Annotated in this window: 30 protein-coding genes; 18 read left to right on the top strand and 12 right to left on the bottom strand. The window is 61.0% G+C overall.

Annotation, left to right across the window (positions count from 1 at the left end; all coding sequences use genetic code 11):
* Positions 1 to 61 precede the first annotated feature (61 nt).
* The 3 genes from smpB to Q1A07_RS07280 all read left to right on the top strand — a co-directional run bounded on the left by smpB (position 62) and on the right by Q1A07_RS07280 (position 2,741).
* A complete protein-coding gene (gene smpB / locus Q1A07_RS07290; RefSeq protein WP_299779315.1) occupies positions 62 to 550 on the top strand; it encodes an SsrA-binding protein SmpB in 489 nt (162 codons plus the stop codon).
* Positions 551 to 702: 152 nt separating this feature from the next.
* Positions 703 to 1,557, top strand: a complete 855-nt coding sequence (gene sseA / locus Q1A07_RS07285) for a 3-mercaptopyruvate sulfurtransferase (RefSeq protein WP_299779313.1) — start codon at positions 703 to 705, stop codon at positions 1,555 to 1,557.
* Entirely contained in the window at positions 1,557 to 2,741 is a 1,185-nt protein-coding gene (locus tag Q1A07_RS07280) for an amino acid aminotransferase (RefSeq protein ID WP_299779311.1), read from the top strand. The genes sseA and Q1A07_RS07280 overlap by 1 nt, the downstream gene beginning before the upstream one ends.
* Positions 2,742 to 2,866: 125 nt before the next feature.
* Here the strand turns inward: Q1A07_RS07280 and Q1A07_RS07275 are convergent, their stop codons facing one another.
* Positions 2,867 to 4,201 (bottom strand): ammonium transporter, encoded by a 1,335-nt coding sequence (locus Q1A07_RS07275; RefSeq protein WP_299779309.1) that lies wholly within the window; start codon positions 4,199 to 4,201, stop codon positions 2,867 to 2,869.
* A 28-nt stretch (positions 4,202 to 4,229) separates the two neighbouring features.
* A complete protein-coding gene (locus tag Q1A07_RS07270; RefSeq protein ID WP_195821407.1) occupies positions 4,230 to 4,568 on the bottom strand; it encodes a P-II family nitrogen regulator in 339 nt (112 codons plus the stop codon).
* Between the two features lie 256 nt (positions 4,569 to 4,824).
* Here Q1A07_RS07270 and Q1A07_RS07265 point away from each other — a divergent pair, with 256 nt between their 5' ends.
* The gene (locus tag Q1A07_RS07265; RefSeq protein WP_299779307.1) at positions 4,825 to 7,035 is read left to right on the top strand and encodes a transglycosylase domain-containing protein; all 2,211 of its coding nucleotides are present in this window, start codon (positions 4,825 to 4,827) and stop codon (positions 7,033 to 7,035) included.
* 18 nt (positions 7,036 to 7,053) lie between these two features.
* Here Q1A07_RS07265 and Q1A07_RS07260 read toward each other — a convergent pair whose 3' ends face one another.
* Both Q1A07_RS07260 and Q1A07_RS07255 read right to left on the bottom strand, forming a co-directional pair.
* Positions 7,054 to 7,653 carry a phospholipid-binding protein MlaC gene (locus tag Q1A07_RS07260; RefSeq protein ID WP_299779305.1) on the bottom strand — a complete coding sequence of 200 codons (600 nt, stop codon included), beginning with the start codon at positions 7,651 to 7,653 and terminating at the stop codon, positions 7,054 to 7,056.
* Complete coding sequence (locus Q1A07_RS07255) at positions 7,643 to 8,404, bottom strand: VacJ family lipoprotein (RefSeq protein ID WP_299779303.1); 762 nt, start codon at positions 8,402 to 8,404, stop codon at positions 7,643 to 7,645. Before Q1A07_RS07255 ends, Q1A07_RS07260 begins: the two co-directional genes overlap by 11 nt.
* A gap of 435 nt (positions 8,405 to 8,839) precedes the next feature.
* Between Q1A07_RS07255 and Q1A07_RS07250 the strand changes: the two genes are divergently transcribed.
* The 5 genes from Q1A07_RS07250 to Q1A07_RS07230 are packed head-to-tail and all read left to right on the top strand — an operon-like array spanning position 8,840 to position 12,518.
* The gene (locus Q1A07_RS07250) at positions 8,840 to 9,298 is read left to right on the top strand and encodes a RidA family protein (RefSeq protein ID WP_299779301.1); all 459 of its coding nucleotides are present in this window, start codon (positions 8,840 to 8,842) and stop codon (positions 9,296 to 9,298) included.
* Complete coding sequence (locus Q1A07_RS07245) at positions 9,295 to 10,062, top strand: glycerophosphodiester phosphodiesterase family protein (RefSeq protein WP_299779299.1); 768 nt, start codon at positions 9,295 to 9,297, stop codon at positions 10,060 to 10,062. Before Q1A07_RS07250 ends, Q1A07_RS07245 begins: the two co-directional genes overlap by 4 nt.
* A 45-nt stretch (positions 10,063 to 10,107) precedes the next feature.
* On the top strand, positions 10,108 to 11,295 hold the full coding sequence (locus Q1A07_RS07240) for a GNAT family N-acetyltransferase (protein ID WP_299779297.1): 1,188 nt from the start codon (positions 10,108 to 10,110) through the stop codon (positions 11,293 to 11,295).
* Positions 11,292 to 11,588: a 4a-hydroxytetrahydrobiopterin dehydratase gene (locus Q1A07_RS07235; RefSeq protein WP_195821413.1), complete on the top strand. Its 297-nt coding sequence runs from the start codon at positions 11,292 to 11,294 to the stop codon at positions 11,586 to 11,588. Before Q1A07_RS07240 ends, Q1A07_RS07235 begins: the two co-directional genes overlap by 4 nt.
* 3 nt (positions 11,589 to 11,591) lie before the next feature.
* Positions 11,592 to 12,518, top strand: a complete 927-nt coding sequence (locus Q1A07_RS07230; RefSeq protein ID WP_299779292.1) for a mechanosensitive ion channel domain-containing protein — start codon at positions 11,592 to 11,594, stop codon at positions 12,516 to 12,518.
* A gap of 65 nt (positions 12,519 to 12,583) precedes the next feature.
* On the opposite strand, the gene Q1A07_RS07225 is transcribed toward Q1A07_RS07230, so the two are convergent.
* A complete protein-coding gene (locus Q1A07_RS07225; protein ID WP_299779290.1) occupies positions 12,584 to 13,072 on the bottom strand; it encodes a peroxiredoxin in 489 nt (162 codons plus the stop codon).
* Between the two features lie 98 nt (positions 13,073 to 13,170).
* Between Q1A07_RS07225 and Q1A07_RS07220 the strand changes: the two genes are divergently transcribed.
* Genes Q1A07_RS07220 through Q1A07_RS07210 form a run of 3 tightly spaced genes read left to right on the top strand, consistent with a single transcriptional unit; the run spans position 13,171 to position 15,134 of the window.
* Positions 13,171 to 14,379, top strand: a complete 1,209-nt coding sequence (locus Q1A07_RS07220; protein ID WP_299779288.1) for an FAD/NAD(P)-binding oxidoreductase — start codon at positions 13,171 to 13,173, stop codon at positions 14,377 to 14,379.
* Positions 14,376 to 14,933, top strand: a complete 558-nt coding sequence (gene rsmD / locus Q1A07_RS07215; RefSeq protein ID WP_299779286.1) for a 16S rRNA (guanine(966)-N(2))-methyltransferase RsmD — start codon at positions 14,376 to 14,378, stop codon at positions 14,931 to 14,933. The genes Q1A07_RS07220 and rsmD overlap by 4 nt, the downstream gene beginning before the upstream one ends.
* An 18-nt stretch (positions 14,934 to 14,951) precedes the next feature.
* Complete coding sequence (locus Q1A07_RS07210) at positions 14,952 to 15,134, top strand: hypothetical protein (protein ID WP_299779284.1); 183 nt, start codon at positions 14,952 to 14,954, stop codon at positions 15,132 to 15,134.
* On the opposite strand, the gene map is transcribed toward Q1A07_RS07210, so the two are convergent.
* Entirely contained in the window at positions 15,119 to 15,937 is an 819-nt protein-coding gene (gene map, locus Q1A07_RS07205) for a type I methionyl aminopeptidase (RefSeq protein ID WP_299779282.1), read from the bottom strand. The two genes, Q1A07_RS07210 and map, sit on opposite strands and share 16 nt — an antisense overlap.
* A gap of 67 nt (positions 15,938 to 16,004) precedes the next feature.
* Positions 16,005 to 16,712 carry a DNA/RNA nuclease SfsA gene (gene sfsA, locus Q1A07_RS07200; RefSeq protein WP_299779280.1) on the bottom strand — a complete coding sequence of 236 codons (708 nt, stop codon included), beginning with the start codon at positions 16,710 to 16,712 and terminating at the stop codon, positions 16,005 to 16,007.
* Between the two features lie 50 nt (positions 16,713 to 16,762).
* Between sfsA and Q1A07_RS07195 the strand changes: the two genes are divergently transcribed.
* The 4 genes from Q1A07_RS07195 to Q1A07_RS07180 are packed head-to-tail and all read left to right on the top strand — an operon-like array spanning position 16,763 to position 19,734.
* The gene (locus Q1A07_RS07195; RefSeq protein ID WP_299779278.1) at positions 16,763 to 17,488 is read left to right on the top strand and encodes a molybdopterin-binding protein; all 726 of its coding nucleotides are present in this window, start codon (positions 16,763 to 16,765) and stop codon (positions 17,486 to 17,488) included.
* On the top strand, positions 17,485 to 18,210 hold the full coding sequence (locus Q1A07_RS07190) for a GNAT family N-acetyltransferase (protein ID WP_299779276.1): 726 nt from the start codon (positions 17,485 to 17,487) through the stop codon (positions 18,208 to 18,210). The genes Q1A07_RS07195 and Q1A07_RS07190 overlap by 4 nt, the downstream gene beginning before the upstream one ends.
* Position 18,211: 1 nt before the next feature.
* A complete protein-coding gene (locus tag Q1A07_RS07185) occupies positions 18,212 to 18,784 on the top strand; it encodes a peroxidase-related enzyme (RefSeq protein ID WP_299779274.1) in 573 nt (190 codons plus the stop codon).
* Complete coding sequence (locus Q1A07_RS07180) at positions 18,781 to 19,734, top strand: OmpA family protein (protein WP_299779272.1); 954 nt, start codon at positions 18,781 to 18,783, stop codon at positions 19,732 to 19,734. The genes Q1A07_RS07185 and Q1A07_RS07180 overlap by 4 nt, the downstream gene beginning before the upstream one ends.
* Before the next feature lie 74 nt (positions 19,735 to 19,808).
* Here the strand turns inward: Q1A07_RS07180 and Q1A07_RS07175 are convergent, their stop codons facing one another.
* From Q1A07_RS07175 to Q1A07_RS07160, 4 genes are all read right to left on the bottom strand, one after another.
* On the bottom strand, positions 19,809 to 20,714 hold the full coding sequence (locus Q1A07_RS07175; protein WP_299779270.1) for a LysR family transcriptional regulator: 906 nt from the start codon (positions 20,712 to 20,714) through the stop codon (positions 19,809 to 19,811).
* Between the two features lie 151 nt (positions 20,715 to 20,865).
* Positions 20,866 to 21,603 (bottom strand): hypothetical protein, encoded by a 738-nt coding sequence (locus tag Q1A07_RS07170; protein ID WP_299779268.1) that lies wholly within the window; start codon positions 21,601 to 21,603, stop codon positions 20,866 to 20,868.
* A complete protein-coding gene (locus Q1A07_RS07165; protein ID WP_299779266.1) occupies positions 21,600 to 22,094 on the bottom strand; it encodes an RNA polymerase sigma factor in 495 nt (164 codons plus the stop codon). The genes Q1A07_RS07170 and Q1A07_RS07165 overlap by 4 nt, the downstream gene beginning before the upstream one ends.
* A gap of 103 nt (positions 22,095 to 22,197) precedes the next feature.
* Positions 22,198 to 24,225: an NADPH-dependent 2,4-dienoyl-CoA reductase gene (locus Q1A07_RS07160; protein ID WP_299779265.1), complete on the bottom strand. Its 2,028-nt coding sequence runs from the start codon at positions 24,223 to 24,225 to the stop codon at positions 22,198 to 22,200.
* A gap of 106 nt (positions 24,226 to 24,331) precedes the next feature.
* On the opposite strand from Q1A07_RS07160, the gene Q1A07_RS07155 reads away from it, so the two are divergent.
* Both Q1A07_RS07155 and Q1A07_RS07150 read left to right on the top strand, forming a co-directional pair.
* Entirely contained in the window at positions 24,332 to 24,790 is a 459-nt protein-coding gene (locus tag Q1A07_RS07155; RefSeq protein ID WP_299779263.1) for a GNAT family N-acetyltransferase, read from the top strand.
* Positions 24,787 to 25,269 (top strand): RNA pyrophosphohydrolase, encoded by a 483-nt coding sequence (locus tag Q1A07_RS07150; RefSeq protein WP_299779261.1) that lies wholly within the window; start codon positions 24,787 to 24,789, stop codon positions 25,267 to 25,269. Before Q1A07_RS07155 ends, Q1A07_RS07150 begins: the two co-directional genes overlap by 4 nt.
* Here Q1A07_RS07150 and Q1A07_RS07145 read toward each other — a convergent pair.
* Positions 25,266 to 25,862 carry a GNAT family N-acetyltransferase gene (locus Q1A07_RS07145; protein WP_299779259.1) on the bottom strand — a complete coding sequence of 199 codons (597 nt, stop codon included), beginning with the start codon at positions 25,860 to 25,862 and terminating at the stop codon, positions 25,266 to 25,268. The genes Q1A07_RS07150 and Q1A07_RS07145 overlap by 4 nt on opposite strands.

Genomic DNA, 25,862 nt, shown 5'->3' with positions numbered 1-25,862 from the left:
GGCACAAGTGTCCATGCGGGGCGGCTTGCGCGTGGAGATCGCAGGCACTACATCTGCGCCCATGGCCCAGGTGAAATCAGCATCCAAATCCGATCCGAACTACAAGGTGGTCGCCGAAAACCGGCGGGCACGGTTCGACTATGCGATCGAGGAAGATCTGGAGTGTGGGATCATTCTGGAAGGCTCGGAAGTGAAATCCCTGCGCGGGGGCGGGGCGAACATTGCCGAAAGCTACGCCGCCGTGGAGGACGGGGAGCTGTGGTTGGTCAACAGCTACATCGCACCCTACAAGCAGGCCAAGAGCTTTCAACACGCGGAGCGGCGTCGGCGCAAGCTACTGATCTCGCGCAAGCAACTGGCTGACCTTTGGAATGCCACCCAACGCAAGGGCATGACACTTGTGCCCTTGGTGCTCTACTTCAACCACCGTGGCATGGCGAAGATAAAGATCGGCGTCGCCAAAGGCAAAAAGCTGCACGACAAACGCGAAACCGCGGCCAAGCGGGACTGGTCACGTCAAAAGTCGCGTCTGATGAAAGACCACGGATAGGCAAAGGTGGCCTGAAGCCCACCTTACCTGCAGGCGGTGAGCGCCGTGGTAGACAGGTAGGGTGGGCTTCAGGCCACCCGCGCGCAAGCAGGCTTGCCACTGCAGCTGGCGGAGGGTACCCAGAAGCCGATCTGCAGCACTAGGAGAATCTCATGTCCGATGATCCGAAAACACTGGTTTCCACCGCCTGGCTGGCCCAGCACCTAAAGGATCCGGATCTGCGGATACTCGACGCGTCCTGGTACCTGCCTGACGCTGGCCGCGATCCGAAAGCGGAATACGATGCGGCGCATATTCCAGGGGCCCGGTTTTTCGACATCGACGATATTTCCGACCATCGCTCCGATTTGCCGCATATGGCGCCTCCGGTTGAAAAATTCATGTCCCGGCTGCGGGCAATGGGCGTTGGCGATGGCCATCAGGTAGTTGTTTATGACGGCGCTGGTTTGATGTCTGCCGCGCGGGTCTGGTGGCTTTTCCGTTTGATGGGTCAGGAGAATGTGGCCGTTCTGGACGGCGGCTTGCCCAAATGGCAGGCCGAAGGTCATCCCATCGAGGATATGCCCCCGGTCATTCGGGACAGGCACATGACTGTCCGGTTCCAGAACCATCTTGTGCGGGACGTGACGCAGGTGTCTGCGGCGTCGAAGCTGGAGGACCACGTTATTGTCGATGCGCGGGCAGCCGCGCGGTTTCGCGGGGAAGCGCCCGAGCCCCGCGAAGGCCTGCGGTCTGGTCACATACCCGGCGCGCGCAACGTACCCTTTGCTGACCTGCTGAACGCCGACAGCACCCTGAAAGATCCCGAAGCCTGCCGCGCGGTTTTCGAAGCCGCAGGCGTGGACCTCGACAAGCCGATCATAACCTCCTGCGGGTCGGGCGTGACGGCGGCGATCCTCGCCCTGGCGCTGGAGCGCATGGGGCATCTTCAGTGGTCCGTCTATGACGGCTCCTGGGCCGAATGGGGGATGTTTCCCACCGTACCTGTCGCAACCGGAGACGCATGATGTTTGAAAGCCTGAAAACCCGTCCTGCCGATGGCATTCTTGCCCTGATGCAGATGTACAAGGACGATCCGCGCCCGACCAAGATCGATCTGGGGGTGGGTGTCTACAAGGATGCAACGGGCCTGACGCCGATCATGCGGGCCGTGAAGGCGGCCGAACATCAGCTTTGGGAAGCGCAGGACACAAAGGTCTATACCGGCCTTGCCGGTGACCCGGCCTTCTCCGATGCGATGATCAATCTGGTGCTGCGCGACGCAGTGCCCCGTGACAGTGTCGCGGCGGTGGCCACGCCCGGCGGGACGGGCGCCGTGCGTCAGGCGTTTGAGCTCATCCAGATGGCACGCCCCGAGGCGCGAGTCTTTGTCTCTGACCCCACGTGGCCAAACCATCTGTCCATTCTGGGCTATCTGGGTATCGAAGTGGTGAACTATCGCTATTTCGATGAGGACACGCGCGGCGTCGATTTCGACGGGATGATCGAGGATATCAAAACAGCCAGGGCGGGGGACGTGGTCCTGCTGCACGGCTGCTGTCACAACCCGACAGGTGCCAACCTGAACATGACCGAATGGCGCGCCGTTGTCGACGTGCTGCTGGAAACCGGCGCGGTGCCGATGATCGATATCGCCTATCAGGGCTTTGGCGATGGTTTGGAGGAAGACGCCGCCGCCACCCGCCTTGTGGCGTCGTCGGTTCCGGAATGTCTGATCGCGGCCAGCTGTTCCAAGAATTTCGGGATTTACCGGGAGCGCACCGGCCTGTTGATGGCCGTGAGCCAGAACACCGAAGCCCGCAAGCTGCATCAGGACACGCTGGCCTTTCTCAACCGACAGAACTTTTCCTTCCCGCCGGATCATGGCGCGCGTCTGGTGACGATGATCCTGAATGACGACGCGCTGAAGGCGGATTGGATGGCGGAGCTGGAGGAGGTGCGGTCCAGTATGCTGGGCTTGCGCAGTCAGCTGGCAGGCGAATTGCAACGGCTGTCCGGCTCTGACCGGTTCGGGTTTCTGGCGCAGCACCGGGGCATGTTCTCGCGCCTTGGCACCACGCCTGACAAGGTGGTCGAGATGCGGGAGAAGCACGGGATTTACATGGTCTCGGACAGCCGGATGAATATCGCCGGGCTGAACGAACACACAATTCCGATTCTGGCCAAGGCGATCATTGATGCGGGTGTCTGACCTGCCTTGAGACGATGTGACGGGACCCGGAGTCGCCGGAAACCTCACCTTCCCCTCTGTCGCTGTGAACAAAAAGAAACCCGGGCGCGGACGCCCGGGTTTTTGCTTTTACAAAGGTGTTCAGCTCAGCCTTTGGAGAAATCCGGATAGGCTTCCATGCCCAGCTCCGAGGTGTCGAGACCGTTGATCTCTGCCTCTTCGGAGACCCGGATACCCATGGTTGCCTTGAGAATGAACCACATCACACCCGACGCGACGACGGTGAAGATACCCACGACGAAGATCGAATAGATCTGAACGCCAAGGGAAGCATCGGGGTTGGTCAGGACCACTGCGATCGTGCCCCAGATACCGGCAAACAGGTGCACCGGGATGGCGCCGACCACGTCGTCGATCTTGAGCTTGTCGAGGAATGGTACCGCGAAGACCACGATGACACCGCCAACAGCGCCGATCAGCGTGGCAGACCCCAATGTTGGTGTCAGCGGTTCTGCTGTGATGGAGACCAGACCAGCCAGTGCGCCGTTGAGGATCATGGTGAGGTCGGGCTTTTTGTAGAGAAGCTGCGTCAGGATCAGGGCAGCAACTGCGCCACCGGCAGCAGCGGCGTTGGTATTGGCAAAGATGCGCGATACGTCTGCGACGTCACCCACCGTGCCCATGGCCAGCTGCGAGCCGCCGTTGAAACCGAACCAGCCCATCCACAGGATGAATGTCCCAAGCGTGGCAAGGGCGAGGTTGGAGCCCGGCATCGGGTTCACACGTCCGTCCTTGTATTTGCCGATACGCGGCCCGAGGATCAGTGCGCCTGCCAGAGCCGCCCAACCCCCGACGGAGTGCACAACGGTCGAACCCGCGAAGTCCAGAAAGCCCATCGCGTCGAGGAAACCACCGCCCCACTTCCAGGAGGCCTGCAGCGGGTAGATCACGGCGGTGAGCACGATCACGAAGATCAGGAAGGGCCAGAGCTTGATGCGTTCGGCCAGCGCACCGGACACGATGGACGCCGTGGCCGCACAGAACATCAGCTGGAAGAAGAAGTCAGAGCCGGTAGAGGCATAGCCATAGTCATCGGCGGCGTCAGACGTCACGCCAACGGCCTCCAGAACGCCCGGACCCCAGACGCCGGAGAGGACGCCGTCAACCATCCACGTGCCGAGTGGATACATCAGGTTGTAACCAATCAGGTAATAGAAGATCGCCGCCAGTGAGAAGAGCGCCATGTTCTTGGTCAGCTGCATTGTGACGTTCTTAGAGCGAACGAGACCCGCCTCCAGCATGGCGAACCCAGCCGCCATCCAGAAGACGAGGAAGCCGCCGATGAGGAAAAGGAGCGAGTTGAAGATAAAGACCGAATCCGTAGACGGATTAATGCCGGGCGTCGGGCCATCCTGGGCCAGCCCGAGGCTGGGCAGCGCGATCAGCGCGGCAGCGGGGGCAAGTGTGTTGAGAAGCTTCATTGTACGTATCCCTGGTTGATGCGCAGCTTTACAGCGCGTCTTCGTTGGTTTCGCCGGTGCGCACACGCACGGCCTGATCGACACTGAGGACAAAGATCTTGCCATCGCCGATCTTGCCGGTCTGCGCGGTCTTGGTGATGGTATCGACGACCTGATCGACCACGCTTTCGGCGACCACGATCTCGATTTTGACCTTCGGCACGAAATTCACGGCGTATTCAGCCCCGCGGTAGATTTCAGTGTGGCCGGACTGGGAGCCGAAGCCCTTGATTTCCGTGACCATCATGCCGCGCACACCGGCCTCGGTCAGTGCTTCGCGCACCTCCTCCAGCTTGAACGGCTTGATTGTTGCAATGATGAGTTTCACCTCGTGTCCCCTTCGCTTGGCAGACGTATCTGCAATGTTTGCGCCTGCAGAAAACGCCAGAGGGCAGCAGACATGGAAGTTTCTGGGCGGAGTCGCGACGGAAAACGCAAGCCATGTGCTCAAGAAATAGTCACGTTGGGGATATTGCATAATTATTAGGCATATATTTAATCATGTTTCTGCGCATGAGCGCCTCAACAATTTGGTGCAGAGCCGCTAGACTGCGCAAAACAACAGTGAGCCGGGCAGGTTCTTCATGAGTGATTCACGTAAAGGCAGACGACCGCTGGTCGCTGACAAGCGCTACGCTGCGCAGCCTAAAAAGGCGCGCAAGACCAAGGCGAAACCCAAAGCCAAACCCAAGCCGCGCAAAACAGCACGGCGCAAAGCCCCTACGCGGCGGCGGGGCGGGATTATTGGCCTCATTCAGCGGCTCTTTGCGTGGCTGCTCCGGCTGATCTGGCGAGTGGTGTGGCGGGTGGGTGCCGTAGCCTGCCTGATGCTCGGGCTGATCGTGGGGTACTATTACACGACCCTGCCGGATGTGACGGAGCTGTTGGACGGACGCGCGCGCGGGTCTGTGACATTGCTGGACGATTCCGGTCAGGTCTTTGCCTGGCGCGGGGATCAGTTTGGCGGCGCGATCACGGCAGACACCGTCTCTCCCCATCTGCGCAATGCGATCATTGCGACGGAAGACAAACGCTTTTATCGGCACTTCGGTCTCAGCCCGCGCGGGATCGCCAGCGCCGTGCGTATCAACCTGAGCGAAGGGCGCGGGCCACTGTCGGGGCACGGGGGGTCGACGATCACGCAGCAGGTGGCCAAGCTTTTGTGCCTTGGTGTGCCCTATGATCCGACCGTTCAGACCGAGGCCGAGTATGAGACCGAATGCCGGCGTGGCACGATCAAGCGCAAAGCGTCGGAGGCGGTCTATGCCTTGGCGATGGAGGCCAAGTATTCCAAGGATGAAATCCTCACGATCTACATGAACCGGGCGTTTCTGGGGGCCGGGGCCCGTGGGTTCGAAGCCGCAAGCCAGCGGTATTTCGGCAAATCCGCCGCCAATGTGACCCCGGCGGAATCCGCAATGCTGGCAGGTCTGCTGGTCGCCCCGACGCGGTTTGCGCCGACCAATGACCTCACCCGCTCGCAGAACCGCGCGGCAACCATCGTGCGCCTGATGAATGAACAGGGCTACTTGAGCGACGCAGAGGCCCGTTCCGCACAAAACAACCCTGCGGAATTGTCCGAGGCGGCAGAGGCACGGGCTGGCGGTTATTTTGCCGACTGGGTCATGTCCTCCGGGCCGGAGTTCTTTACCCGCAAGACCACCGAGGACGTGATCATCAAAACCACGCTCGATCAACGCATCCAGCGCGCCGCCGACGAGGCCATGCAGTGGGTGTTCGAGAACAAGATCCGCGACGGCAGCAAGGCGCAGGCGGCGATTGTCGTCATGTCGGCAGATGGGGCCGTGCGTGCAATGGTCGGGGGGCGCAAGACCAAGGTGGCAGGGGCGTTCAACCGGGCGGTCCAGGCCAAGCGGCAGACCGGATCGGCGTTCAAACCCTTTGTCTATGCTGCCGCGCTGGATCTGGGCTATTCCCCCAATGACACGGTGACCGACGAGCCGCTGACGATCAACATTCCCGGGTCCGGTCCGTGGTCGCCGCGCAATTACACCAACCGGTTTTACGGCAAGGTGTCCCTGACCCGTGCGCTGGCGGACAGTCTGAACATTCCGGCAGTGAAAGTGTCTGAGTTCGTCGGCCGCGATCTGGTGCGGCAGGTGGCCAGCGACTTCGGTCTGGAGAGCGATCTGGCCGCTGGCCCGGCGCTGGCGCTCGGGGCGTCGGAAAGCACGCTGATCGAGATGACGGGCGCCTATGCGGGCATTCTGAATGGTGGCTCCTCCGTCGAACCCTACGGGCTGGTTGAACTGCGCCTGATGGGGGAAGACGAGCCGTTGATGGGCACGGGCGGCGGGATCGGTGAACGCGTGGTGCAGGAACCGGCGGCGCGGCAGCTCATCTACATGATGGAGAAAGTCGTCTCTGAAGGAACCGGCGCGCGGGCGCAATTCGGCGGACGTCAACTGGCGGGTAAGACCGGCACAACGCAGGCCGCGCGGGACGCATGGTTCGTTGGTTTTTCCGCCGACTATGTTGCGGGCGTGTGGATGGGGTATGACGATAACACCCCGCTGACCGGTGTGACTGGCGCTGGCCTGCCTGCGGACATCTGGCGCGAAACCATGTCGCGGGTGCATGAAGGTGTGCCGCTGAAACCCCTGCCGATGATGTCCCCGTCTCAGGCAGGTGAGGTGCGTGATCCGTCAGGTGGCCAACAGGGCGGCGGCGGGGGTGCTGTCGGCATCCTGGAAGGGCTGTTGCGCGATATTCTGGGGGGCGGCACCGACAGCGGTCGGGAACGGCAGCCCAATGTCAGTGGCAGCGACCGGTAACCCGCCGCTGCCGCTGGTTCAGCCTGCGCCTTTGAGATCGGCGATCATCGCATTGATATCGCCGCCGCGCCTGTCGAGCATGGAACCGATCTCGCTCCGCTCGGTCAGCAGCAGGTTCACGCCTTCAATATAGATGTTGAAGAACTTCCGGCTGCCGGATCTGTCTGACACGTGGAAGGTGACCTCGAAAGGACCGTCGCCGCGCAGATAGGCCAGCGTGTTGATCTCGTACCCGGCCTTGATCTGACGCGCGGATTGCACTTCAACACGTCCGCCGATGAAATCACGGAACTGCTTGCCATACTTGCGCGCGATATAGGAGGTGAAGGCATCGTTGAACGCCCGCTTCTGCGAGGACGACGCAGAGCGGCCGTCCGCTCCCAACGCGTATTGCGCCATGATGTTGACGTCCGCGTAGCGCACGAAAAGCCGCTCGAACTCGCGCAGGATTGCAGCGTCGGACTGACCTGAGGAAATGACGCGATCAATGTCTGCGACAACCTGGTCCACGAGTTGGCGCGCACCGGCTTCGGTCAGCGCGGCGGCGGGTGTTGCTGCCAGAAGGGCAGCGGCGGCGGAACTCAGGAAAAAATCTCGGCGGGTGAGATTACTGGGCATAAGGGTCCTCATACGGGTCTGTTGCAAACGGGTCGATATCTGTGCCTTGACCCTGTCCAAGCTCGAACCGACGGTTCTGCAAATAGATCGACCGGGATTGCGAGTAGCTGTCCGCACTCTCGTAAAGTACGGAATCGATCGTGTCGGAGAATTTCTCCCGGTCGTTCAGGACGGAGGCAGCGGCAGCGGTAGGCGGCACAACGCGCGCATCCCCGTCAATCGTGTTGTAGGTCAGCGGGTTGGTGAAAAAATCGACCACGAGACCAACTGTGTCGCGTTGCGTCGAGGGCCCGAAAACGGGCAGTTCGATATACGCGCCTTCGCCCGATCCCCAGACGGTAAGCGTTTCGCCAAAATCGGTTTGGTGCTCGGGAATATTCAGTTCGGAGGCTGCATCGAACAGACCTCCAAGCCCGATGGTCGTGTTCATCACGAACCGTAATGTCGCCAGTCCGGTTCCCCGCAGGTCCCCCTGCAGCAGGCTGTTCACAGCAACGCCTGGCATCGAAAGGTTGTCTGAGAAATTGTTCACCGTGTTGCGGATCTCCACCGGCACGACACCATAGGCCTGCGACACGGGGCGCACGATATTCTTGTCCAAGCCCTTGTTGAACCCGTGAACCTTGCGGTTCTGTGTCTCGTAGGGGTCATTGATGCCGTCCGAGCGGGTCGCAACATCCTGCGTGGTCGCACATGCGCTCAACAGCAATACAGTTACGAGCGCCGTAGCGGGCCGCGCGAAAGCCTTCATTCTGGGAGTACGGGACACTGGGTAAATCCTGTGAAATTGACTGAACGGTAGTTAGAACTTTTTACAGCGATGCCTAGGGGGCGAAAATGTGGAATTCATATGATGTGGCACATGCGCGACAGCGCAACTCTAAAGCTATTGAGCGTATACAGTCTAGAACTGTGGCGGCAAGAACCGATTTGTAAGCGGAAATGCGATCAATGCAACCTGCAAGGGTCTCTCGATGGGAATTGAGAGGGCATTCCCGACATTGAGCGTCGCTTGGCATTTCTTATTGATTTCAAATTTTTGCCCCGGAACTTTCCGTAGGAGTCAACGTACCGATGGCGCTCCCAGCACCGTGATCTTGACGCTTGTGGATCGTGGCAGACTGGGCATAATCCACGCTGAGTGCTTGGCCCGCCAACACGCCATCCCATCCTGAAGGACTCCGATATGAGTATTGCCTCCCGCCTCGCCGACCTGGGCGTCAGCCTGCCTGATGCGCCTGCGCCCGCTGCCAACTACGTGCCTTTTGTGCAGGTCGGCAGCACGCTGTACGTCTCCGGCCAGATTTCAAACGGTCCTGATGGTCTTGTGACCGGCAAGTTGGGCGCGGATATGCAGGTTGAAGGGGGCGCTGCCGCTGCCAGGCTCTGCGCGATCAGCCTGCTGGCGCAGGTCAAAGCAGCCTGTGGCGGTGATATCGATCGGCTTAATCGGGTGGTGAAACTCACCGGGTTCGTGAATTCCACGGCGGATTTCACCGATCAGCCCAAAGTCATCAACGGCGCGTCGGACTTCCTGGTCGAAGCTTTGGGCGATGCGGGTCGGCATGCGCGATCTGCCGTGTCCGCCGCATCGCTGCCGCTGGGCGTTGCTGTCGAGATCGAAGGCATTTTCGAGATCAAATGAGGGTCCCCCTGCCAGAGATATTCCTGACGATCCCGCTGGCGCACCGCGCCTTGCATGATGTCGCGGATGGCCGCCCGGAAAACAGCCGCGCGGCGATCCGCGCGGCAATTGACGCAGGCTACGGGATCGAGATCGACGTGCAGCAGAGCGCGGATGCGCAGGCGATGGTGTTTCACGACGATGCGCTGGACCGGCTGGCCAACGGCAGCGGACCGGTACGGGAGCAAATGGCGGAACAACTCGCTCAGGTACTGCTGCGCGGGGGCGAAGAAGGTATTCCCGATCTGCCGGAAATCCTCAATTTGGTCGCGGGTCGCGTGCCACTGCTTATCGAAATCAAGGATCAGGATGGCGCAATGGGCCCGAACATCGGACCGCTCGAAGAGGCGGTGGCCGCCGCCCTCAAAGGCTATGACGGGCCGGTGGCGGTGATGTCGTTCAATCCGCATTCGGTGATGCGCATGGCAGCTCTTTGCCCCAATGTGCCGCGCGGGTTGGTGACGGATGGATATGATGCAGCGCATTGGAAACTGCCTGTCGAGACCTGTGACAGGTTGCGCGGCATCCCCGACTACGATGCAGCCGACTGCAGTTTCATCAGCCACAATATGCATGATCTGGCGCGAGCGCGGGTCGCCGCGTTGAAAGCCCAAGGTGCGTCGATCCTCTGCTGGACGGTGAAATCGCCCGCAGACGAGGCGCAGGCGCGCGAAATCGCCCAGAATATCACTTTCGAGCAATATCGCGCGGCGCTTCCCGCTTGATCCCGCGGCTGGCGGGCACAAGTAAGGCGTGAAGGGGCGATGCGGATGCAGCAACAGGAAGTCGAGATCAGGGTGGTGCCGACGCTGCGCGCGATTGACGCCAGCGACTGGGATGCCTGCGCCTGCCCGGAGGCCGTCGCGGGTGCGCCACCTATGGACCCCTTCACGACGCACCGTTTCCTGAGCGCACTGGAGGACAGCGGATCGGTTGGCACCGGCACCGGCTGGCAGCCGCAGTATCTGACGGCCTATCTGGCGGGGCAATTGATCGGCGTGGCGCCCATGTACGTCAAATCGCACAGCCAGGGCGAATATATCTTTGATCACAACTGGGCGCATGCCTATGAGCGTGCGGGCGGGCGCTATTACCCCAAGCTGCAGGTCGCCGTGCCGCATACCCCCGCGACGGGCCGGCGGTTGCTGGTGCGTCCGGGGTTCGAAGAGACCGGCACGGCCGCGCTCATACAGGGAGCAGTGCAGCTGGCGGACAGCAACAACCTTTCCTCGGTGCATGTGACCTTCTGCACGGAAGAAGAGGCGCGGCGCGGTGAAGAGATCGGCCTGCTGCTGCGCAAGACCCAGCAATTTCACTGGCGCAACGACGGATATGAGGATTTCGACGGGTTTCTGGCGAGCCTGAGTTCCCGCAAGCGCAAGAACATCCGCAAGGAACGCGCCCGCGCGCAGGATTTCGGCGGCATGATCCAGACCTTTTCCGGCGATGATCTGCAGCCCGAACACTGGGATGCCTTCTGGCGGTTCTATCAGGATACCGGCGCGCGCAAGTGGGGCACGCCCTATCTGACGAGGGCCTTTTTCGACATCGCGCAGGAAACCCTGCGGGACGACATGGCACTGGTGCTGGCCGAACGGAACGGGCGCTGGATTGCGGGCGCATTGAACTTTATCGGCGCTCAGACGTTATACGGGCGGTACTGGGGATGCACGGAACATCATCCTTGCCTGCATTTCGAGCTGTGCTACTACCGCGCGATTGATATCGCCATCGAACGGGGGCTGGCGCGGGTCGAGGCGGGCGCGCAGGGCGAACACAAGTTGGCACGCGGCTATCTGCCGACGCCGACGTGGTCGTTGCATTGGGTGAATGATCCGGGTTTTGCTGATGCCATCAGCAGCTATCTCAAGGCCGAACGGGATGCCGTGGACGAAGAGATCACCGTGCTGACGGAATACGGACCCTTCAAACGGGCCGAGATTGAGGAACAGGAATGACAGAGAGATTGAGCGAAGAAACCCGTGGCCCCCTGCTGGCACCGCTCTTCGATACCGGTTGGGAGATGGTCGAGGACCGCGACGCGATCCGCAAGACATTTGTCTTCAAGAATTTCGTCGAGGCCTTTGGCTGGATGACCCGCGTGGCGATCTGGGCTGAGAAATGGGACCACCACCCCGAGTGGCACAACGTATATAAAACCGTCGATGTGGTGCTGAGCACCCACGATGTGGACGGGCTCAGCGCGCTTGACGCGAAACTGGCCCGCAAGATGGACAGTCTTTCGGAGTAAATAATGCAAGACCTACTGCAAACTGAAATCTGGCAGGGGAAGACCCTTGCCGATCTGCTCACCGTTGAATTTCTGATGAGCGCGGCGGGGTCCGTCCTCGCCGCAATCGGCATTCTGATCATTGGCTGGATCGTCTCGGCCTGGCTGCAGCGCCGCGTGCGCAACATTGGCCTGCGACACCGTCACCTTGACGACATGCTCTTTGATTTCCTGGCCTCGATCGTGCGCTACGTGGTGCTGGGTTTTACGGTTCTCTTCGTGCTCAACACCTTCGGCGTGCAGACCACTTCTGTTGTTGCGGTCATCGGTGCGGCGGGTCTGGCCATCGGTCTGGCGCTGCAGGGCACCCTGTCGAATGTCGCCGCCGGTGTGATGCTGATCCTTTTCCGACCGATCAAACTGGGGGATTTTGTCGAAGTGGGCGGGGAGATGGGCACTGTCAAAGCCATCACGCTCAACTTCACCGAATTGGCGGATCTGAGCAATGTGCAGGTGATCATCCCCAATTCCGAGGTCTGGGGCAATGTGATCACCAACTATTCGACGAATGACATGCGGCGTGCCGAATGGACCTTTGGCGTGGGCTACGGCGTCAATCTGGCCGATGCAGAGCGGATCATTCGCGATACGATCATGGCGGATGCGCGGTCAAAGAGCGATCCTGAGCCCTTCATTCAAGTGAACAATCTGGGTGCCAGTTCCGTCGATTTCCTGGTGCGTGTCTGGGTCGAAGCCTCCGAGTATTTTGCCTATCAGGCAGACATGAAACGGGCGGTCAAAGAAGCGCTGGATGCCGGAGACATCGACATTCCCTTCCCGACGCGCACCATTGTGCGAGCGGACGCGGAAAGTGGTGATGAACCGGAAAGCAACCAGAATGGTGCGGTGCGTACGGGCTTCGACGGGGATGCCGAGGAAGAGCGTGCCTGACCTGCGCCATCACATGCCAAACATATCCAAAAAGGCCCGGAGGGATGCTCCGGGCCTTTTGCGTTTTACATGTTTTCCAGCAGAGCCTCCCCGGCGGAAACCTCGCACATACCGGGGCTTTCCTCGGGCTGGAACAATGTGACCTTGCCGTCATCCACCAGCATTGCGTAGCGCTTGGAGCGGCCCATCAGACCGGCAGGGGGTGCGTCGAAATCCATGCCGATCGCCTTGGTGAACGAACTGTCCGCGTCGCCCAGCATGGTGATACCGGCATCGGCTGCCCCGGTTGCCTCACCCCAGGATTTCATCACGAAGGGGTCATTCACGGAGACGCAGATGATCTCGTCCACGCCCTTGGCGTCGAACTGGTCCTTGGTCCGCACAAAGCTCGGGACATGCGCGGAATGGCAGGTGGGCGTATAGGCGCCCGGCACGGCAAAGATCACCACCTTGCGGCCTTTGACCTTGTCGGAGAGCGAGACGGGCGCTGGTCCCTCCGCGCCCAATTCCATCAATGTTGCGTCGGGAAGTTGGTCGCCCTGTGAGATCGTCATGTGATACGCCTTTCTTGCAATTGCGTTTGTCGTTGCGCTGGATATAGGTTGCGGCCTCGGGCAGGGCCAGAAAAATCGGGCAAGGTGAGGGACACGACATGAGCCACGTTATCGTGATCGGAGCAGGGCAGGCGGGCGCCTCCTGCGTGGCCAAACTGCGCAATGGCGGGTTTGACGGTCAGGTGACGCTGATCGGAGCCGAACCGGTGCCGCCTTATCAGCGCCCCCCCCTGTCCAAGGCCTATCTGATGGGCGAGATGGCGCTGGAACGGCTCTACTTGCGGCCCGAGGCCTTTTACGCAGAGCATGACATCACCCTGCGTACCGACGCAGAGGTGACGTCGATTGATCCGGTCGAAAAGCGCGTGGCGCTCGGGGTTGAAACCCTCAGCTATGATGAGCTGGTTCTGACCACAGGTTCGGTCCCGCGCCGTCTGCCTGCCAGTATCGGTGGTGATTTTGGTGGGGTGTTTACGGTGCGCGATCTTGCTGATGTGGATGCCATGGCGCCACGGTTCGAGGCGGGTAAGAGGGTGTTGATCGTGGGCGGCGGCTATATTGGCCTGGAGGCGGCGTCGGTGGCAGCCAAGCTGGGTCTCGACGTCACATTGGTGGAAATGGCCGACCGGATTCTGCAGCGTGTGGCCGCGCCGCAAACCAGTGATTATTTTCGCGCTCTGCACCAGTCGCATGGGGTGCGCATTCTGGAAGGCGTCGGCCTCAATCGTTTGACGGGTGACGGTGATGTCAGTGGTGCCGTGCTGAGCGACGGCACAGAGATCGCGGTTGATTTCGTGATTGCCGGTGTGGGGATCGCGCCTGCAACAGCACTGGCTGAGGCCGCAGGTCTCGACATCGAAAACGGCATCAAGGTGGATGCGCAGGGCCGCACTTCCGAGGATCATATCTGGGCGGCGGGGGATTGTACCTCTTTCCCTTATCGTGGCGGTCGTATCCGTTTGGAGAGTGTGCCGCACGCGATTGATCAGGCGGAACTGGTGGCCGAGAACATCATGGGTGCGGGTAAGGAATACATCGCCAAACCGTGGTTCTGGTCGGATCAATACGATGTGAAGTTGCAGATTGCCGGGCTGAACACCGGCTACACCGATGTCGTCAGCCGGGTTAGCGCGGGGCAGACCGCATCCTTCTGGTACTACCGGGATGCCGAGCTTCTGGCCGTGGACGCGATGAATGACCCGCGCGCCTATATGATCGGCAAAAGGCTGATCGAGGCGGGTAAATTTGCGGAACCCTCCTTGGTGACCGACCCCTCTGCGGATTTGAAAGTGCTGCTGCAGGCGTGAGGATCATCGCCGGACAGTTTCGCGGCACAGCCCTAGCCAGCGTCGGCAAGGGGGACAAAGGCGCGCATCTGCGGCCCACGTCGGACCGCGTGCGCGAAAGTCTCTTCAGCGTGTTGGCGCATCATGGGGTCGTCCACGGCGCGCGCGTCCTCGACCTGTTTGCTGGAACCGGTGCGCTGGGTCTTGAGGCGCTGTCGCGGGGCGCGGCGCATGTCCGTTTCGTCGATGATGGGCGGGTGGCGCAAGGGTTGATCCGCCAGAACATCGCCAAGCTGCGCGTCGAAGACCAGACTGATCTGGTCCGGCAGGATGCAACCCGGCTGCGTGCCCATGAGGCGGCGCCCTATGATCTGGTGTTCCTCGACCCGCCTTACGGGAAGGACCTGGGTGGTCGGGCGCTGATGGCGGCGATGGCTGGCGGCTGGCTGGCACAGGAGGCGTTTGTGGTCTGGGAAGAAGCCCAGCCGATGCCCGCGCCGGACGGGTTCGAACCTGTCGATCAGCGCCGGTACGGCGACACGCATGTCACCTTGTTGTCGAAAACTTCACCCTGATGTGCTAACCAATCAGGCATGTTCGCGAGTGCTGTCTCCTTCTTCTGGCCGCCGGTTTCGCAGGCTCCGGTCAGGCCGGCCCCGCCGAAACGGTACCCGTCGCCGGTGTTCATCGGCGATGCGGTCCAGCCCTGGGGGCAGGGGACGATGCTGCTCGACATCCTGCGCCGCGAGGCGGATGCCGATCAGTCCTTGGAGTAAGTTGGGTGAAACAGCCCGCCGGGTGATGTCGTGAAAATCTCCGCCCCGTCCGATGTCACGCCAATCGAATGCTCGAACTGGGCCGACAGGGATTTGTCGCGGGTCACGGCGGTCCAGTCGTCTGACAGCGTCTTGGTCTCGGGCCGTCCGAGGTTCACCATGGGTTCGATGGTGAAAAACATCCCCTCTTCCAGCACAGCGCCGGTGCCGGGCCGCCCATAGTGCAGCACGTTGGGTGGCGCGTGAAAGACACGGCCCAGCCCGTGGCCGCAGAAGTCCCGCACGACGGACATGCGGTGGCTTTCAACATAGACCTGTATGGCGTGCCCGATATCGCCGAAGGTATTCCCCGGCTTCACCGCCTCGATCCCGTGCATCAGCGCGTCATGGGTCACCTGGATCAGCCGTTCGGCTTTGCGCGGCAGCTTACCCGCCACATACATCCGGCTGGTGTCGCCGTACCAGCCATCGACAATCACGGTCACGTCGATGTTCAGGATGTCACCGTCCTTCAGGGTCTTGTCGCCCGGAATGCCGTGACAAACGACGTGGTTCACTGAAATGCAACTGGCGTGCTGGTAGCCCTTGTAGCCGATGGTGGCAGAGGTCGCGCCCGCGTCCTCGACCATGTCGGTGATGGCCTTGTCGATGGCTCCAGTTGTCTGGCCGACAAAGACATGTGCGGCAATATCATCCAGAATACGCGCGGCCAGCGCGCCGGCGGTATGCATACCGGCGAAATCCGACGGATTGTAGATGCGTATGCCGTCTTTGGTGTGACGGCCCCGAAGGTCTTCGTTCACGAATGTGCTCCACCGTGGCTGTTCGAGGCGCTTTTAACGCGCAATAATCCTGAGAACCAGAGGGCGCTCAGGTCGAAATCCGCAAAGCATCGGCCAAATCGACACCTGCGGGACTGATATTGGTACCATAGCACAGAGTTTCAACGCCCGCTTGTCGGGCGCGCTGATAGGCGGTGGCATAGGCCGGATCGATGTCCGCCGCGAGCGTAAAATCATGGCAATCGGTGCGCTGCACCAGGTAAAGCATGATCGCGCGATGCCCTGCCGCTGCCATCTGCGCCAGTTCCTGCAGGTGCTTGGCGCCCCGTGCGGTGACGCTGTCGGGAAATTCCGCCAGACCGGCCTGCCGCGAGAGGGTCACGCTTTTGACCTCCACATAGGCGTCGGGCAGTCCCGGCTCGCTCAATAGGAAATCGATGCGGCTGTTTTCGCCATACTTCACCTCCGGACGGACCGTTTCATAGGCGGAGAGGGGCGTAATCGCACGGGATTGCAACGCCGATTTCAGCGCTCGGTTGGGCAGGGAGGTATCCACACCGGTGAAATGACCGTTTTCATGATCGACCAGTCGCCAGCCGAATTTCAGCTTCTTCTTGGGGTCGTCATTGGGTTCCAGCCACACCCGGGTGCCGGGCTCTGCCAGCCCCATCATCGAACCGGGATTGGCGCAGTGGGCGGTGATTTCCGCTCCGGTGTCTTCGAGCACGCAATCGGCGAGAAAGCGTTTGTAGCGGCAGGTCAGCCGGGCGGGCACAAGATCGGTTTGAAAGCGCATGGGGGCAGGTCTATACCTCGCATTAGGTGAGACGCAAGGAGAGCCGAAACATGCCCAACCCGACTGCCGCGATGATGGTGATTGGAGATGAAATCCTGTCCGGGCGCACGCGCGACGCCAATATGTACCATCTGGCGGGTCAACTGACGGAGGCCGGTATCGACCTGCGCGAGGTGCGCGTGATCAGCGATGATCGCGGGGCTATCATTGCTACTGTGCAGGCGCTTTCCGCCGCATATGACCACGTGTTCACCAGCGGCGGTATCGGGCCCACGCATGATGATATCACCGCCGATTGCATTGCAGCAGCCTTTAACAAGAATATCGATGTGCGCGAAGACGCACGCGGCATTCTGGAACGGCACTACGCCACCTCAGGCACCGAGTTGAACGCGGCGCGCTTGCGCATGGCACGCATTCCGGATGATGCCCGGCTGATCGACAACCCGGTCTCCGCAGCGCCAGGGTTCACGCTTGAGAATGTGCATGTCATGGCCGGGGTGCCTTCGGTGTTTCAGGCCATGATGGAAAGCCTGCTGCCGACGCTGACAGGCGGCGCGCCGCTTGTGTCGGAAACGCTGCGCATCGACCGGGGAGAGGGGGACATCGCGGGTCCTCTGGGCGCGCTGGCTGCTGAATATCCGATGCTCAGCATGGGGTCCTATCCGTTCCAGAAAAAGAGCGGGAAATACGGATCGAATGTGGTGATCCGGGGGGCCGACGCGGCCTTGGTGCGCAAGGTGAAGGAATTGCTCGCGGAAACCTTCCCGACATGAACCATGACATGCTCTTTGCAGCAATTGATGCCACGTGGCCCGCCGCGCGGCAAATCCCGCTGGGGCCGTGGATTTTGCGCGATGGGGAGGGCGGTGGCAAGCGCGTGTCCGCCGCTACGGCAACCGCAGAGGTCGGGCCTACCGACATTCGGGAGGCGGAAGAGGCCATGCTGCATGCGGGGCAGCAACCGCTGTTCATGATCCGACCGGGGGACGAGGTGCTGGACGAGATGCTGCAGGCCAGAGGCTATCGCACTCTTGATCCCACGACAGCGTACAGCCTGCCTATCGCCCGGTTGACGGATGTGCCAGTACCGCGCGTGACGGCCTTTTGCATCTGGGAGCCGCTGGCGATTATGGAAGAGATCTGGGCGCAGGGCGGCATTGGGCCGGAACGGTTGGCGGTGATGGCGCGGGCGGAGGTGAAAACCGGTATTCTCGCCCGCTGGAATGAAAAACCTGCCGGGGCGGGTTTTGCGGCCCTGCACCGGAAGACATGCATGGTCCATGCCGTGGAAATCCTGCCGGCGCAGCGGCGGCAGGGTGTTGCCGGATGGGTCATGCGTGCTGCGGCTTTTTGGGCACGGGAGCAGGGGGCCGAAGATATTTCGGTGCTTTGCGTGGAGGCCAATGTGGCTGCCAATCGCCTCTATTCCTCTCTGGGCTTTGTCCCGGTGGGACAGTACCATTATCGCTACAAAGACCTGCAAGAGGTGCAATGACATGGCCGATACCGCTCTTCCCACAGCGTTGAACCTGCCAATGGTGGACCCGCTGCCCGAGCCCACGCAAAAGTATTTCGATGTCTGCCAGGAAAAGCTGGGCATGATCCCGAATGTCCTGCGTGCCTACGCTTTCGATATCGAAAAGCTTGATGCCTTTACCGGTGTGTACAATAACCTGATGTTGGCCCCGTCCGGTCTCAGCAAACTGGAACGGGAGATGATTGCGGTTGTCGTCTCCTCCATAAACAAGTGCTTTTACTGCCTTGTTGCCCATGGCGCGGCGGTGCGGGCCATGTCGGGGGATCCCAAACTGGGCGAGGCGCTGGTGATGAACTACCGGGTTGCCGATCTGGATACGCGGCAGCGCGCAATGCTGGATTTCGCCGCACAGATGACGACTGCCAGCGCCACGATCGAAGAGCAGGACCGCGATGCCCTGCGTCACGTTGGCTTTACCGATCAGGACATCTGGGACATTGCCAATGTTGCCGGGTTTTTCAACATGACCAACCGGGTGGCCAGCGCCACGGCCATGCAGCCGAATGATGACTACCACGCGCAGGCCAGATGATATCGCCCCATCTCTCTTTTCTCGCGATGATCTTGGCCTGTGCACAAGCAGCCAGCGCCGCTGATCTTGTCTTGCCGTCCGATGCACAGATGACGGTCGAACGCGCCACGGATCTGGACAGTTTCGCCGCACCCGTTGCCGGGTTTCTGGATGGCACTGTGCCGTCGCAAACCCTTGAAGGGGCGGTGACGCGGCGGGCGTGGCGGATCGGAACCGGTGGGTTGACACCTCTGCAAGTGATGGCCCCGCTGCGCGACCAGATTGATGCGCTTGGTTACGATATCGTGTTTGAGTGCAGCAGTACTGCTTGCGGCGGATTCGATTTCCGCTTTGGTATCGAGGTGCTGCCCGGGCCGAATATGTACGTGAACATAGGGTCTTACCGATATCTCACGGCGTTCAAGGGACCGCGGAGCGACCCTGCGGAAGCCCTGGCCGTTTTGACCAGCGTGACAGCAGCTTCGGCTTATGTGCAGATCATTCACACATCAACTGAAGCTGATGTGCAGCCACCAGTCACGACTGAAACACCGTCGCCGGTGCTGACACCACCTGACCGACCGACAGAGGTGAGTGACCCGGAAACCGGCCTTTTGCAGCGCGGTTTCGTCGTTTTGCGTGATCTTGATTTCGACACCGGAACCACGGCGCTTGGGCCGGGCCCGTTTGTGTCGTTGGAACGCATGGCGGAGTTCCTGCAAGCACGGCCAGAGATGCGGATCGCGCTGGTGGGGCACACGGATACCGTCGGGGGCCTCGCGCCGAATATTGCATTGTCGCGGGAACGGGCGCGGATGGTACGCGCAAGACTGATCGATCAATATGGGATTGATCCCGACCGATTGGAGGCGGAAGGAATGGGTTATCTGGCACCTCTCGCCTCGAACCGTACCGCTGAAGGACGCGATCAAAATCGTCGGGTTGAGGCCATTCTTCTCAACACGGAATAGCGCCCTCCCAGACAAAAATCCTCCGGTACGAGACTCGTACCGAAGGAAGTGTCACCGAGGAGGTGTTTGAGCGGTTACCAGTCCGAGGGGCCTTTTTCGGCAAAGGCATGGACGAGGAAATCGATGAAGGCGCGCACTTTCGGCTGTGTGAACCGGCCGGGCGGGTAGACGGCGTAGATGCCTTGCGTTTCCAGCGGCAGATCGGGGATCGCATCCTCGATCAGGCCTTTTTCCATCGCGTCGGCATAAAGAAAGCTGGGCAGATAAGCGATGCCCAGACCGGAAATCGCAGCATTCAGCAAGGATTGCCCGTCATTCACGCTCAGCCATCCCGCCGTGCGCACCTGACGTTTCTCGCCAGACGGTGCCGTCAGCTTCCAGACATTGCCGGACGACTGATTGGAATAATGCAGCAGTTTGTGGTTGTTCAGGTCGTCAATCTTTTCGGGCCGCCCGTATTTTTCAAAATACTCGGGGCTCGCAATCATGCGTTTGGTTGTTTCGGTCAGCTTGCGCGCACGCAGGGTGCTGTCTTCCAGCTCACCAATCCGCACAGCCATGTCGAAGCCTTCGGAAATTAGTTCGACGTAACGGTTGTTGAGCACCATGTTCACGGTGATGTCCGGGAAATCGGACAGGAATTCACTCAGAACGGGCGACAAGTGGTTCACACCGAAATCGGTCGCGACGGAGATGCGCAGAAGGCCCGAAGGCGCGCTTTGCATCGACGTGACCAGCGCATCAGCCTCGCCCGCGTCGTTCAGGACGCGGCGTGCGCGGTCGTAGTACGCCAACCCGATTTCGGTCGGGCTTACGCGGCGCGTTGTGCGATTGAGAAGGCGCGCGCCGAGGCGCGCTTCGAGGGAGGACACGTGTTTTGAGACGGCAGACTTGGAAATCCCCATCTTTTTGGCCGCATCGGTGAAGCCGCCCTGGTCCACAACCGTGGCGAATGCTTCCATTTCAGTGAGGCGGTCCATTGCCTTCCCCTTTTATTCTGTCAGTTCCAGAGACGGGTATGCCGGTCAATTCGGGCAGGAACGCGGCGCAGGTGAGACAGTATCGCGGTTTTTGCGAGGATCGTTGAGGGCGTGGAAACGAGTTGGCCACAATTCCGGCGGAAATCCGCGCTCAAAGCGCCGCGGCGAAAACCTCTGCTGCCTGTTTAAGAGGCATCGGATCCATGTCCCCGATCAGTAAAAAGCCATGATTGTCCCGGTTCCAACGTACCGTTTGCAGACCCTTGTTTTCGCTTTCCGTCAGCGGCATCGGGTCCTGAGACGGGGACAGGATGATACAAAGCGCCACGGGCGTGCCATCCGTGCGTTGGTAGGCGATCTGCACAAGAGGCTTGCCCTTGAAGCCCAGTATTTGCGCGCGTTTCAGGGTCAGCCCGTCCACGGCAGGCAGATTGCCGAGGTCCAGACCAATCGCTTCGGAGACCCGCAACAGTTGCGCCTGCGTCTCTGCAGCGGGCTGATCAATCGCGTTGAGCGTCTCAGCCGTATAGAGCTTTTGGTAGCTTGCGACGAACCCCGCCCAGCCTTCAGGCGGTGCAGGTTTTGTAAAGAAGGTGGCGAAGGTGAAGGCGCCAATGGCCAAACCTGCCGCGAGCCCGGCGCTGAACATCCCAAAGGGTGCGCGTGACCGGTTGGCCGCGGGCAGGGTGGGCATGGGCGGAGGTAGCGGAAAGGCCGCCAACACGCCCGCGCGCAATGCGTCCACATCCAGTGTCAGCGCCGAAAGGCGTGCCTGAAGCTCGGTATCCTCAGCAAGGGTCTTATCGATCTTGCGGCACAGCGCCTCCTCCGCCTCTCCATCAAGATAGGCGGTCAGGTCTTCGTCGCTAATCCATGTGCCTTCCGTCATCGTGACGACCTCTTTTCATCCGGCATACTTTGATTCAGCGTCTTACGTGCCGCGGCCAATCGGCTCATGACGGTGCCGATCGGTATTTCCATAATGTCAGCTGCCTCGCGGTAGCTCATGCCCTCCACGTAGACCAGCGACACCGCGTGGCGCTGCGCATCGGGCAGGGTATTTATCTGGGATAACACCTCAGCGACGAAAATATTCGTTTCCGCAGCCGGTGTTTTGTGGTCTGCGACGTCAATGTCCTCGACGGGCAAGAGGCCACCGCCGGTGCGCACCTTGCGCGCCCGCAGTTCGTTGAGCCAGAGCCGGTGGGCAATGCGCATCATCCAGCGGTCAAGATGGGTGCCGGGTTCAAACCCGTCCGCCTTTTCGATGGCGCGCAGGCAGGTCGCCTGCAGAACATCCTCACCCCAATCCCGGCGCCCGGTCAGCGAGACGCAGAACCGCCAGACAGCCGGATAGGCGTCCGGCATGCCCTCCCGCACGGCCTGCTCACCTGATTTTTTTCCGAAAAGCGCGATGGGAGTGATCCTGCAGTGGTTTGTCCGCCAGACTACTGCAAGTTTTCACTGCCAACAACGCGGCTTGTCATAACGTCGCCGCGAGGCGCGTGCCCTGATTGATCGCGCGTTTGGCATCGAGTTCTGCGGCTACATCCGCTCCGCCGATCACGTGACAGGCTGTGCCTTGGGCCTCCAGCGCATCGGCAAGACTGCGTTCCGGGAGCTGTCCGGCGCAGAGCACAATGGTGTCCGCCTCAATCAGCGTGGGGTTTTCGCGGGCTTCTCCGTGGGAGACCAGAATGCCGCCGTCTTCGATCCGTTCGTAGTTCACGCCACCCACCATCTTCACGTCCTTCATGGCGAGGGCGGCGCGATGTATCCACCCGGTGGTCTTGCCAAGGCGCTTGCCCGGTTTTTCCGCCTTGCGCTGTAGCAGTGTCACCTGGCGGGCAGGGGCATGCGGTTGTGGCCCCTCGGGGGCCAGACCTGCGCGGTGCTCTGCCGGATCTGCCACTCCCCATTCCCGCATCCAGTCGGGTAGGCTTTCGGTCGGGCTGGTACCCGCGTGCACGAGATATTCAGCCACGTCGAACCCGATCCCGCCCGCACCGATGATGGCGACTTTTTCGCCAACCTCGGCCTTGCCGCGGAGCACGTCGATGTAGCTGAGGACATTGGGGCCGTCCTGACCGGGGATTTCAGGGTCGCGCGGCACCACGCCGGTTGCAATGATAACCTCGTCGAACCCCTGCAAGTCAGCCGCCGTGACATCGCGGCCCAGCTCCACCGAAATACCCAGGTCGGCAACCATCGTCCGGTACCAGTCCACAAGTCCCCAGAATTCTTCCTTGCCCGGCACTTGCTTGGCCATGTTGAGCTGCCCGCCGATCTCGGTCGCCCGATCAAAGAGCGTCACTGCGTGGCCGCGTTCGGCAGCGGTTATGGCAGTCGACAACCCGGCGGGACCCGCGCCCACCACGGCGATGGTCTTCTGCGCGGCGGCCGGGGTGATCACCAGTTCGGTTTCATAGCAGGCGCGCGGGTTCACCAGACAGCTGGAAATCTTGCCACTAAAGGTATGATCAAGGCAGGCCTGGTTACAGGCGATGCAGGGCGCGATCTGGTCGGATTTGCCGCGCATGGCCTTGGCGACGAAATCCGCATCCGCCAGCATGGGCCGTGCCATCGACACCATATCGGCGCAGCCGTCGGCCAGCACGCCTTCGGCCACCTCGGGTGTGTTGATCCGGTTCGAGGTGATCACCGGGATACTCACCTTGCCCATCAGCTTCTTGGTGACCCAGGCAAAGGCCGCGCGGGGGACAGAAGTGGCGATGGTCGGGATGCGCGCCTCATGCCAGCCGATGCCGGTGTTGATGATCGTCGCACCCGCCTTCTCGATTTCCTGGGCCAGCTGCACCACTTCGTCATGGGTGGAGCCGTTGGGGACCAGATCGATCATCGAAAGGCGGTAGATCAGGATGAAATTTGGGCCCACCGCTTCGCGCGTGCGGCGCACCACCTCAATGGGCAGGCGCATCCGGTTTTCGTAGGATCCGCCCCAGTCGTCCTCGCGCTTGTTGGTATGGGTGACCAGGAACTGGTTCAGGAAATAGCCTTCGGAGCCCATGATCTCGACGCCATCGTATCCGGCCTCTTGTGCGCGCTGCGCGCAGGCCACGATGTCGCTGATCTGCTTTTCGATGCCGTCCGCGTCCAGTTCCGCAGGCGGGAAGGGGGAGATCGGGGATTTGATCGCCGAGGGGGCCACGCATTTCGGCCCGTAGGCGTAGCGGCCTGCGTGCAGGATCTGCATCGCAATCTTGCCGCCAGCCTCATGCACCGCTTTCGTGATCACAGAATGGTTGGCCACATCCTCGTCGCTCACCATCATCGCGGCACCAGGTAGCACGGAGCCTTCGAGGTTTGGACCGATCCCGCCCGTGACCATCAGCGCGACCTCACCACGCGCGCGCGCGGCGTAGAATTCCGCCACGCGGGCCCAGTCCTTGGTTTCTTCCAGCCCGGTGTGCATGGACCCCATCAGCACGCGGTTTTTCAGCGTGGTAAAGCCCAGATCAAGCGGTGCCAGAAGATGCGGATAGTCGGCCATGGTGAATCCTCCCCGGATGGTATTGGCACGGGATCACATTTTCACATATGTGCTGTCACGTCGAACGCGGCGTCACAAGAGGCCGCAGCCTGCAGGAAAGACAGACATGATCAGATGGGCGACACCACAGGACGCTGACGCGCTGGCGCAGGTTTTCTACGCGGCGGTGCGTGACGGTCCGAGCCCTTACACGGAGGCGCAGCGGGAAGCCTGGTTGCCTGCACCGCCCGGCGGTCCGGAGTGGGCCGCACGGCTGGCCGCGCTGCAGGTCGCCATGGCAGAGATTGACGGTCGCCCCGCTGGTTTCGTAAGCGTAGAGACAGGCGGGTACATTGATCTCGCCTTCATTCTGCCTGCGCATCACGGCACGGGTCTCTTTCGCAAGCTCTATGGCCACGTCGAGAGATGGGCACGCGAAGCGGGGGAAACGCGGCTTTGGACCCACGCCAGCCTCATGGCGCAACCGGCCTTTCGGGCCATGGGGTTTTCGATTATCCATCACGAGACGGTCGAGCGGAGTGGCGAAAGCCTGACGCGGGCCAAGATGGAGAAGATGCTCACATGACCCCTGAAGAAATCGAGAAGCTGCCGTACCGGCCTTGTGTGGGGGTGATGCTGGTCAATGCGGAGGGCCATGTCTTTGTCGGGCAACGGCGTGACAGCGAATACGACGCCTGGCAGATGCCGCAGGGCGGGATCGACAAGGGGGAGGAACCGCAGGAGGCTGCCCTGCGCGAGCTGTGGGAAGAAACCGGCGTGACCGCCGATCTGGTGACCGTGGAGGCGCAGAACAGCGCATGGCTGCCTTATGAATTACCTTACGATCTGGTGCCAAAGCTGTGGAAGGGTCGGTTTCGCGGGCAGAAACAAAAATGGTTCCTCATGCGGTTTCAGGGCGATGATACCCAGATCAATATCGCCACGGAGCACCCGGAGTTTTCCAAATGGCGCTGGCTGGCGGCAGAGGCGCTTGTGGAGAACATCGTGCCCTTCAAGCGGGACGTCTACGCTGCCGTCATGTCCGAATTCCGCGATCTGCTCTAGGGGCGCAGCAGCGGCACCATCGGCCCTGCAGAGTCCGGTAATACGCCGAGAACGCGGGGATCATCGGCGATTTCGACACTGCGCTTGACTGGCGTGAAACCGCTGCGTTTGTAGAAATCAAGCGCCTGTGGGCTGTCGATCGTGCAGGTGCGCAGGTGAAACCGCTCAATCGGCTTCGCCCAGGCAAGCTCGACGGCTTTATTCATCAGCCAGCGGCCGGATCCTGTGCCAATCAGGTCGGATGTCAGCCCGAAGTAGGCCAATTCGCAGGCTCCCTCCTTGCGAAAATCCAGCTCCATCAGTGCCAGGTCCTGCCCATCGCGCGACAACGTGTATATTTCGACCTGCGGGTCGGAGAGTATGGCGTCCAACGCGTCGTCTTTAAGGACCAGACGCCCGTACCAGAGCCAGTCGAGGCCGCCGACGCGGGTAAAGATATCGCGATACCAGGTGATGTCCGCCGCCACGCGACGAAACGTCAGACCGGCCGGCAGCGGGACGTCTCTGGTATCCGTTTTCGACGTCATTTCCAGATAGGTCACGATCATCGCGAGCTTGCCTGCGGGGACGTCATGGAAACCGTCTTCGAGCAC

Source organism: uncultured Roseobacter sp. (assembly GCF_947492555.1).
GTDB lineage: Bacteria > Pseudomonadota > Alphaproteobacteria > Rhodobacterales > Rhodobacteraceae > Roseobacter.
This window is presented reverse-complemented; position numbering and strand designations above follow the sequence as displayed.